8 protein-coding genes are annotated in these 8,596 nt (G+C 45.6%); 4 read left to right on the forward strand and 4 right to left on the reverse strand.

Translation table 11 applies throughout. From position 1 onward, the window contains the following. Nucleotides 1–11: 11 nt before the first annotated feature. The 3 genes from NIES593_RS11995 to NIES593_RS12005 form a co-directional block, all read right to left on the reverse strand. Nucleotides 12–764: a DUF3598 family protein gene (locus tag NIES593_RS11995; RefSeq protein ID WP_073599796.1), complete on the reverse strand. Its 753-nt coding sequence runs from the start codon at nucleotides 762–764 to the stop codon at nucleotides 12–14. Nucleotides 765–917: 153 nt separating this feature from the next. Next, entirely contained in the window at nucleotides 918–1,769 is an 852-nt protein-coding gene (locus tag NIES593_RS12000; RefSeq protein ID WP_073599797.1) for an alpha/beta fold hydrolase, read from the reverse strand. After that, nucleotides 1,770–2,504 carry a lysophospholipid acyltransferase family protein gene (locus NIES593_RS12005; protein ID WP_073599811.1) on the reverse strand — a complete coding sequence of 245 codons (735 nt, stop codon included), beginning with the start codon at nucleotides 2,502–2,504 and terminating at the stop codon, nucleotides 1,770–1,772. A 510-nt stretch (nucleotides 2,505–3,014) separates the two neighbouring features. Here NIES593_RS12005 and metG point away from each other — a divergent pair. The 4 genes from metG to NIES593_RS12025 all read left to right on the forward strand — a co-directional run bounded on the left by metG (nucleotide 3,015) and on the right by NIES593_RS12025 (nucleotide 7,776). After that, nucleotides 3,015–4,616 (forward strand): methionine--tRNA ligase, encoded by a 1,602-nt coding sequence (metG, locus tag NIES593_RS12010; protein WP_073599798.1) that lies wholly within the window; start codon nucleotides 3,015–3,017, stop codon nucleotides 4,614–4,616. Between the two features lie 134 nt (nucleotides 4,617–4,750). Continuing rightward, on the forward strand, nucleotides 4,751–5,356 hold the full coding sequence (locus NIES593_RS12015) for a LabA-like NYN domain-containing protein (protein WP_073599812.1): 606 nt from the start codon (nucleotides 4,751–4,753) through the stop codon (nucleotides 5,354–5,356). Continuing rightward, entirely contained in the window at nucleotides 5,353–6,492 is a 1,140-nt protein-coding gene (gene lptC / locus NIES593_RS12020) for an LPS export ABC transporter periplasmic protein LptC (RefSeq protein ID WP_073599799.1), read from the forward strand. The genes NIES593_RS12015 and lptC overlap by 4 nt, the downstream gene beginning before the upstream one ends. A gap of 147 nt (nucleotides 6,493–6,639) precedes the next feature. After that, nucleotides 6,640–7,776, forward strand: coding sequence for a SpoIID/LytB domain-containing protein (locus NIES593_RS12025; protein ID WP_073599800.1), 1,137 nt, complete (start codon nucleotides 6,640–6,642; stop codon nucleotides 7,774–7,776). Nucleotides 7,777–7,876: 100 nt separating this feature from the next. On the opposite strand, the gene NIES593_RS12030 is transcribed toward NIES593_RS12025, so the two are convergent. After that, on the reverse strand, nucleotides 7,877–8,401 hold the full coding sequence (locus NIES593_RS12030; RefSeq protein ID WP_073599801.1) for a DUF1993 domain-containing protein: 525 nt from the start codon (nucleotides 8,399–8,401) through the stop codon (nucleotides 7,877–7,879). Between the last annotated feature and the right edge of the window lie 195 nt (nucleotides 8,402–8,596).

The raw sequence follows: 8,596 nt of genomic DNA on the forward strand, positions 1-8,596 counted from the left end.
TTAGCTGAAGGCTAAGGCGTGAAAGTTTCTAAAGTAAAAGCTCTAAAGCCACGCGAATCAAAGTAACGGATGCCACGATACCAAAGAGCAGAAGTTGCTAGCCAATCTACCGCAAAAAAATGCTCTTTTCCCCATTCTATCTGCGGCGGGCAACTAATTGAAACTCCTTCTGGAAAGTGTAATGTAAGATGATGTTCTCTCAAATCTTCTAGTCGTTTCCACTGAGTTGCTTCTGCGGGGGATGTTATCAACTCTGGCGTTATCGACCTCAGTACTCCTCGCCAGTTATTGCTTTCCAATTCCGTTAAAGAATGAGGCGTTAATTCGATAAAATGAGCGAGATTTTCGGGAATTGTTAAAATTTTGTTTAATCTACCGTTTTCGTTATAGGTTGCTACAATACTGGCACGGCGATTTTTATATCTAAAACCAGTCTCAAAAAAGAAAGAAGAATCGGTTTCGAGTGTCGTCGTTCCCCAGGAAAAGCTATTATCTAAGAACAACGCTCTTGCAGTATTTTTGTTGTACGGACCAAAGGTTTTCGTCTCAGTCTTATTGTCAGTATAAAAATAATGGTTTTGATGGGTAATTTCTTTTCCATCAGAACTAACATGTAAGCTTCTAATACATTTAAAAAAATCAACAACTTTTCCTTCTGAAGAATAAATCGTCCAAGTTCCATGCCAGTCTCCTATAGCATGGTGCTGACAAAAATTCTCCCAATTTTGTTGGACTTGTATTTCTGTTTTAGCGTTTGGATTCATCTTTGGTAGTGAGAGCTTTTCGCTTACAGGGAAATCCTAACAAAGCTAAGCCAAGCAAAGCAATTGTTCCAACACTTGTTGGTTTTGGTACGGCACTTCCCGATGAAAAGCGATAATAGACGTGTCCTCAAAAATCTCAAATTGCCTGACTTTCTAAGCAACCACTTGGCGATCGCGACTCAAAAGCTTGCTTGCGATGAAATTATTGGCTTTGAGAATTTCATCGAGATAAATATTAGTTTCTAACAAACAAGCATGACCGCTGTCAGGCAGGATGACCGTTTGAGTGTTAGGAAGAAAACTGTCTAATCGTTTCGCTTCTTCGACTGACGGCAGTACTCGATCGCCAGTACTGGCAATCAGTAACGTGGGTTGAGCAATGCGGCGCAAATCATTCTCGGCAACCGCGAAATTCTTCAGGAGCGACAATCGCCACGATACAACATGGGGCGGAATCGAATTCATTGCTCTGAGTAAAGCCATGCGATCGCCCGACGACATTCTCTCTAAAGAAGCCAAAAAAGGCAACAACGCCAAGGCTGACACTGGATGTAGAAAGTCCGGCATCGAGTGAGTAATTTGAATCCCCCAACTCAAGCACGGTCGTCGATTGAAAGAAGAGGACGGATTGACCAAAATGAGGCGATCGAACAGCTTCGGTGCTTCTAAAACCAATTTCAGCGCCAAACATCCCCCGAAGGATTCGCCGCACAGATAAACGGGATGAGGGGAGGCATAAGAAGATTTTCCATCTCTATCTCTTTGTCTATTCAGAAGTTCGTTTTTGATGAGAGCGACGGTTTTCTTAGCAAGACCATCCCAGTCGTTCATATCGTCTGGGGGAATAGCCAGACACCGAATATCAAAAAACTTGGCTAATCGATCGGCTTGTCGTTGATAGAGTTGACCTGTCCCATCCATTCCAGGCAGAAAGATAAACAGAGGCAACTCTGGCTGGATGGGGGTTGGGGTAATAAAACTCAGACGACTGGTGATTTTTGACATTTAACTCGATTCGGTTTGCAACAGTTGGGCGATTTCTTGGCGACAGTAATCGGTTAATTCGGTAACTACCTGTTTGGCGCTTCCTCCCTGATACTGTTGGCGGTGCCGCGCGGTAATCCAATAAGGACGACCGATTAATACATTAGCATGGCGATAGACTAACACTGGATGCCATCCCGTGTCATTGAATAAGGGTTCTGAGGAATCGAAAAGCCGCAGCAACCGCACGGGAAAAGTTAAAGCGATGTTTTCGGCTTCCGACGCGATCGCGACGGGCAGTACCGCTAAGTCGGGAACCGACGCCCTGAGGGCTAAATGAGCGAATCCTCGCTGAAACTTCCTTATTTCCCTGGGTCGGGTTAACTGGATCATCGGCGAGGCCCCTTCGGGAAAGATTCCCACCCATTGCCGAGATTGCAATAGTCTAGTGGCTCGCTCGAAAAATTGTCTTCCGCGTTTTTTCGGTTCATCTAAGGGGATGCAGCCTAGTAGGTCGATCGCTTCTTTTAAGATTGGCGTTTGACCCATATAGCGATGGCAGGCAACGCGAACCGGTCGTCTGAGCGCTTGAATTAAAATCGGGGCGTCCATAAAACTGCGATGATTGCTCACAACCACCACTGCGCCAGCCTCCTGGGGAATCCGGTCTTCGTGATAAACAAACATCCGCATTCCCATCGCCCCCAAGAGCGATTGAGAAACCGGAAGAGAAGTCTTAGTTGCGTCGTAGGACATAAGCAAAAGAGGCTGTGTAAAATAAAAGGTAAAAGGCACGGTCAGCCGCGATCGCGAGTTAAAATTTTACCGAGAATCTCTGACTCGGCTCGAACGAATTGCTCTGCTTGCTGAGGATAGAAGCCTCTCTAGCTTCGATCCCTTCCATGACTGCCATAGTCAACCCGCTTCTATCCTCAAACATTTCGTTCGCTAATGCATCAGCTTTGAGGCATAACCCAATTGGTTGGATCGATCTCAAACTGCTTAATATTACTTTACCTCAAGTCGAGTTCGTACTATACTGGAGTGATTTAATAGTTTTTACTAAAAATTAATTCATCTTTATTCCGTATTTTTCTATAGGCGAAAAGCTTAACAATGTTTTTATCGATACAAGCAAAGGAGCTAGATTAAGACAGATATAAGGTAGACAAACTAGCAACTAAAATAAAAAATTGGAGCTTGGCGCCAGCCACTAAGAGAGCATTGGCGCTCGTTATTCTTTTTAGATCAGTTATATAAGATTACATGAGTCAAGATAAGACAAGTAACCGTAAATTTGCCCTAACAACACCGCTATATTACGTAAACGATATTCCCCATGTAGGGAGTGCCTACCCGACCATGGCGGCAGACGCGATCGCGCGTTTTAAACGTCTCGAGGGAAATTCCGTGCTTTTTATTACAGGAACCGACGAACACGGACAAAAAATTCAACGCAAAGCCCAAGAGAAAGGATTAGCCCCTCAAGAATACTGCGACCAAATCGTACCGAGTTTCGAGGCACTTTGGCACAAGCTCAATATTCGCTACGATCGCTTCAGTCGTACCACATCAGAACGCCATCGCGCGATCGTCAACGAATTCTTTGAGCGAGTCTGGGATCGCGGCGATATTTACCTAGCGCGGCAACAGGGATGGTATTGCGTTGCCTGCGAAGAATTTAAAGAAAAAAGGGAATTATTAGAAGGGGGCGAATGCGCTATCCATACTAACTTGAAAGCTGAATGGCGAGATGAAGAAAATTATTTTTTTCGACTCTCAAACTACCAACAGCAATTAGAAAAACATTATGAACAAAACCCCGATTTTATCCAACCTGAGAGCCGTCGCAATGAGGTTCTAAATTTTGTCAAACAGGGACTGCAAGACTTTTCTATTTCTCGGATTAATATGGATTGGGGATTTCCAGTCCCTCGCGATCCCAAGCACACCATTTATGTTTGGTTCGACGCCCTTTTAGGGTATGTTACCGCTCTACTAGAACCGGAGCAAGAACCCACTTTAGAGAATGCCTTATCTCAATGGTGGCCCATCAATTTACATTTAATTGGTAAAGATATTTTGCGCTTTCATGCCGTTTATTGGCCCGCCATGTTAATTTCGGCAGGATTGCCTTTACCAGACAGAGTATTCGGACACGGATTCCTGACTAAAAACGGACAAAAAATGGGAAAAAGTTTGGGAAATACCCTCGATCCTTTCGATTTAGTCAGTCGCTATGGATCTGATGCGGTGCGATACTATTTTCTGAAAGAAATTGAATTTGGACGGGACGGTGATTTTAATGAAACTCGATTTATAAACATTCTCAATGCGGATTTAGCCAATGACCTTGGCAATTTACTCAATCGAACTCTAGGTATGGTGAGGAAATACTGCAATGGAGTTGGTCCGCAACTGAGTGCAGTCGATATTTCTGAAGATAATCCTCTAAAAGCTTTTGGAGTAGAATTGGGCGATCGCGTTGCGAAAGCCTACGACGAACTCAAATTTCATCAAGCCTGCGAAGAAATTTTTACGCTGATTCGCAGCAGTAATAAATTCATTGATGAAAGCGCTCCTTGGAGTTTATTTAAAGCAGGCAAACAAGCAGAAGTCGAACGAGTTTTATATTCAGTTTTAGAATCAGTCAGACTGAGCGCTTATCTGTTATCACCTATTATTCCCAATTTGAGCAGTAATATTTATCAACAACTCGGTTTTTCTCTTGATTTTAATGAATTCGATCGCGTCAAAAAAATTGCTCCTTTTAGCGAACACGCTCGTTGGGGAAAACTAACGGCTAACCAACAGTTAAGTAAGCCTCAACCGATCTTTGCCAAACTGGAACACCCTGGCGAGGATTAAACGTCACGATCCCTACCAGAAACTCGATCGAAAACAAGCGAGCAGATTTAGCTAAGAGGCTCGAAACTATGACAATAACAAATCTTTTTTTAGATAACAAAACCGCTTTTCATAATAAACGAGGAATAAAAAAAATGTTTAACGATTATGACGCTAACCCGATCTTTACGCCCGAGCAAGTATTAGAAAATCGGGGAAGAGTAGCGATTTTTATCGACGGATCGAACTTATTTTATGCAGCGCTTCAATTGGGCATCGAAATCGATTACACCAAACTTCTCTGTCGCTTGACAGCGGGATCGCGCCTGCTGCGGGCGTTCTTTTATACCGGAGTCGATCGCACCAACGAGAAACAACAGGGGTTTTTGTTGTGGATGCGCCGCAACGGCTACCGAGTCATCGCCAAAGACCTCGTGCAACTTCCAGACGGCTCGAAAAAAGCTAACCTAGACGTAGAAATAGCCGTCGATCTCATGGCGTTGGTAGGCGCATACGATACAGCCGTAATCGTCAGCGGAGACGGGGATCTTGCCTACGCCGCCGATGCAGTGAGCTATCGGGGAGCAAGAATCGAGGTAGTCAGCTTGCGATCGATGACCAGCGATAGTTTAATCAATGTAGCCGACCGCTACATCGACCTAGAACAAATCAAAGAGGAGATTCAAAAAACGCCCAGGCAGAGTATAGGTTATACTAGCTTCTCTACTCTAGGAGCGTTGGACGAGGATCAACCCAGATGAAAATAGGCGCTCTTGTCAAGGGAGGTTTGTTAGCGATTTTGTTGCTTAGCCTTGGGGCATGTCAACAGCAAAGAGAGCAACCGGAAAAAGTCGATAACAATTCTTCCCCTGCCTCAGAGCCAGAAACTCGCCTAGTTTTGAATAATGCGACCTTAGAACAATCGAATAATCGGGGACAACCCCTTTGGAAAATTCAGGTAGAGAAAGCTAGCTACAGCCCCGATCGCAAAATGGCACAAGTGAGTAAAATTCGGGGAAATCTCTATCAAGATGGCAAAGTCGTTTTGCAAGTCAGCGCAGATACGGGAGAAATTTATAGAGACGGCGAGCAGATTTTTCTCAAGAAAAATATTATTGCCACCGACCCGCGCAACGGAGCTGTTATCCGCAGCGAAGAAGTAGAGTGGCGACCGAAAGAAGACGTGCTGATGGCACGCCAGAATCTCAGGGGTAGCAATGCCAAATTTAACGCATTGGCAAAAGAAGGCAAATACTATACTCGGCAAGAACGCCTGGAGTTAATTGGCAACATTATCGCCACGGCAAAAGAGCCGCAACTGCAACTGAAAACCGAGCATCTCAATTGGAATATTCCCCAAGACAAAGTAATTGGCGATCGCCCGTTGACGATGGTTCGCTTCCAAGATAAAACGGTTACTGACACAGTAGCTGCCGATCGCGGCGAGGTCAATCTCAAAATTTCCAGCACCACGATTCAAGATAACGTCGAGTTTCGCTCCGTCGATCCCCCAGTCCAGATTGCCGCCGATACAGTCACCTGGAATTATCGAAATCGCCTCGTTCTCTCCAATCGACCAGTCCGACTGTATCACTATACAGAGCAAGTGACCATTACAGGCAATCAGGCACAGGTAGATTTAGCCAAAGAAGTGGCTCGACTCAAGGGCGGCGTTCGGGGATATGGCAGCCGCAACCAGGCAAAACTTTATTCTCGTGAGATGACCTGGTATGTTTCCTCGCAGAGAGTCGAGGCAGTGGGAAACGTAATTTACGAGCAAGCCGACCCCCAGTTTAATGTGACGGGAGATAGGGCAGTGGGAAGGCTTCAAGATAATAACGTCGTCGTCAGCGGCAATAGTCAAGATAGAGTGGTGACGGAGATCGTTCCCGAATAGGGGATCGCGATCGAATAAGGCTTTTGAAATTTAGATAAATAAATAACGCCTATTTAAAATATAAATTTGACTTGACTCCCGACCAAAGATAAGGAACACTATTAGCGTAATGGCAATCTGAATGGTGTGAGGAGAGGTTGAATTCAGATGGCATCAAAACGGAATTTAGCATTTTTCGCAGCCACCCTGCGCTTTTTTGCGCGTCGTCCTTGGTGGCTTGCTCTATTGGTTTGGCTCGTCCTAATCGCCCCAGCACAAGCGGCAGTCGAACTTCGAGTGGCGATTAAAAAGAATCTCGATCGCGTTAAAGTGGGCAGTTCCACCCCTGCGGTCGTTCGCGATGAGACAGGTCGAAAACTGGGGGAAATTACCGCTCTGGACGCTTTCTCAGCAAGGACTGGCAGTCGCGGGGTTGCTCTCGGTAACTGGAGTGGCAATCGCCTCTACATCGAACCAACCGAAGAGGGTTACGTTTGGATTGGAGATAACTGGTATCGGGGGCGCACCGAACTGATTCGGCAAGGGCAGGGAGTTACAGCCATCAATCGCGTCGATTTAGAAGAATATCTCTACAGCGTCGTTGGTTCGGAAGCGATTCCCAGTTGGCATCAGGAAGCCTTGAAAGCCCAAGCCGTTGCTGCCCGAACCTATGCTCTCTATCAACGGACTATCTCGGCAAATCGTCTCTACGATCTGGAGACGACAACCCAAACGCAAGTATATAAGGGGATTAGCAGCGAGTATATCAGCACCCAAGAGGCAGTCAAGGCAACTGCCGGACAGATATTGACTTACCACGGGAAGGCAATTCTGGCGGCTTTTCATTCGTCTTCTGGCGGACACACCGAAAACGTGGAAGATGTCTGGAGTTCTCGCCTGCCCTATCTTCGAGGCGTGATAGATTACGACCAGCGATCGCCCGTTTTCCGGTGGACAAAAACTTTTTCGTCTGAAGAACTCGCCCGTCGTATTAGCGGGATTGGCAATGTCAAAGCCCTGATCCCAGAACGAACTACACCTCGCGGACGGATTGTGACGATGAGAATCGTAGGCGATCGCGGCACGAAAACTCTGACTGGCGCTCAACTGCGTCAAGCCCTGGATCTCCGCAGTACCCTCTTTACCGTCTCTGCCGAAAACGGCACGTTCCAAATTAACGGACGCGGCTTCGGTCACGGCATCGGGTTGAGTCAGTGGGGAACCTACTATTTAGCCGATCGAGGAGTAAATTATCAGCGAATTCTTGCCCACTATTATCAAAATGCTCGCCTGACTCAAATGTAATAGGAAGAGTCCGATCCTTCGGGAGAATGTTCCTGGTCAGCAGTTGCCAGCAAGTTTTTCAACTTCAATAGGCTCTCAACAATCCGCTGTACCAGGCTTGTTATGCATCACCTTGATGTTTTAAGAACGGCACTAAATGCATCATAAAATCGCGTTTTCCTATTGAAGCTCCTTCCATACGTAGGATGTTATACGCTGTCGTCAGATGAAAATAAAAATTTGGTATTAGAAAATCATTTACATACGAGAGTCCAGATAATTCTACATATAGCCCTTGCCCAAGCTCAAACCGATAGATTTCTGAAAGCTTGGCATCGACAACATTGATAGCGGCCAGAAGCTCCTTGGTGGATGAAATATGGCTACGAGCTTCAGTTAACGATGTTACGTTAGGGTTTAAGTTGTTCGCGGACTGACCTAGGCACCATAATGCGAAGTTGCGAGGCTGATTACAAGTAAACGCTATTTGTGTCCCAAAAGGGAACATATCAGGCGCTATGCGTCCCTGCAAAAGAGACTCCACATCGTCTGTGAAATGACTCTCAGCCACATCTAAGAGATGGCTCAAAGTATCGAGCCTAGAATTGAAAATATTTTGTAATGCTGCGATCTTCTGTCTTTCCATACGTTTTTTAGAAATATAACTTGTGATACATAACGTAGTTAACTGAATCGATCTCGACGCTGGTTTCTACTCCTGCTGCTAGCTCGATCGCGATCGCAAGAAAACGATTTTTGGGTTGTTGACATACTCCCCACTCCCAGTAGACCTGTCCGAAATATTAACTAGGTGTCACAAAAATGGTAGAACGGAGTTTTA

The sequence above is a fragment of the Hydrococcus rivularis NIES-593 genome (assembly GCF_001904635.1).
GTDB lineage: Bacteria > Cyanobacteriota > Cyanobacteriia > Cyanobacteriales > Microcystaceae > Hydrococcus > Hydrococcus rivularis.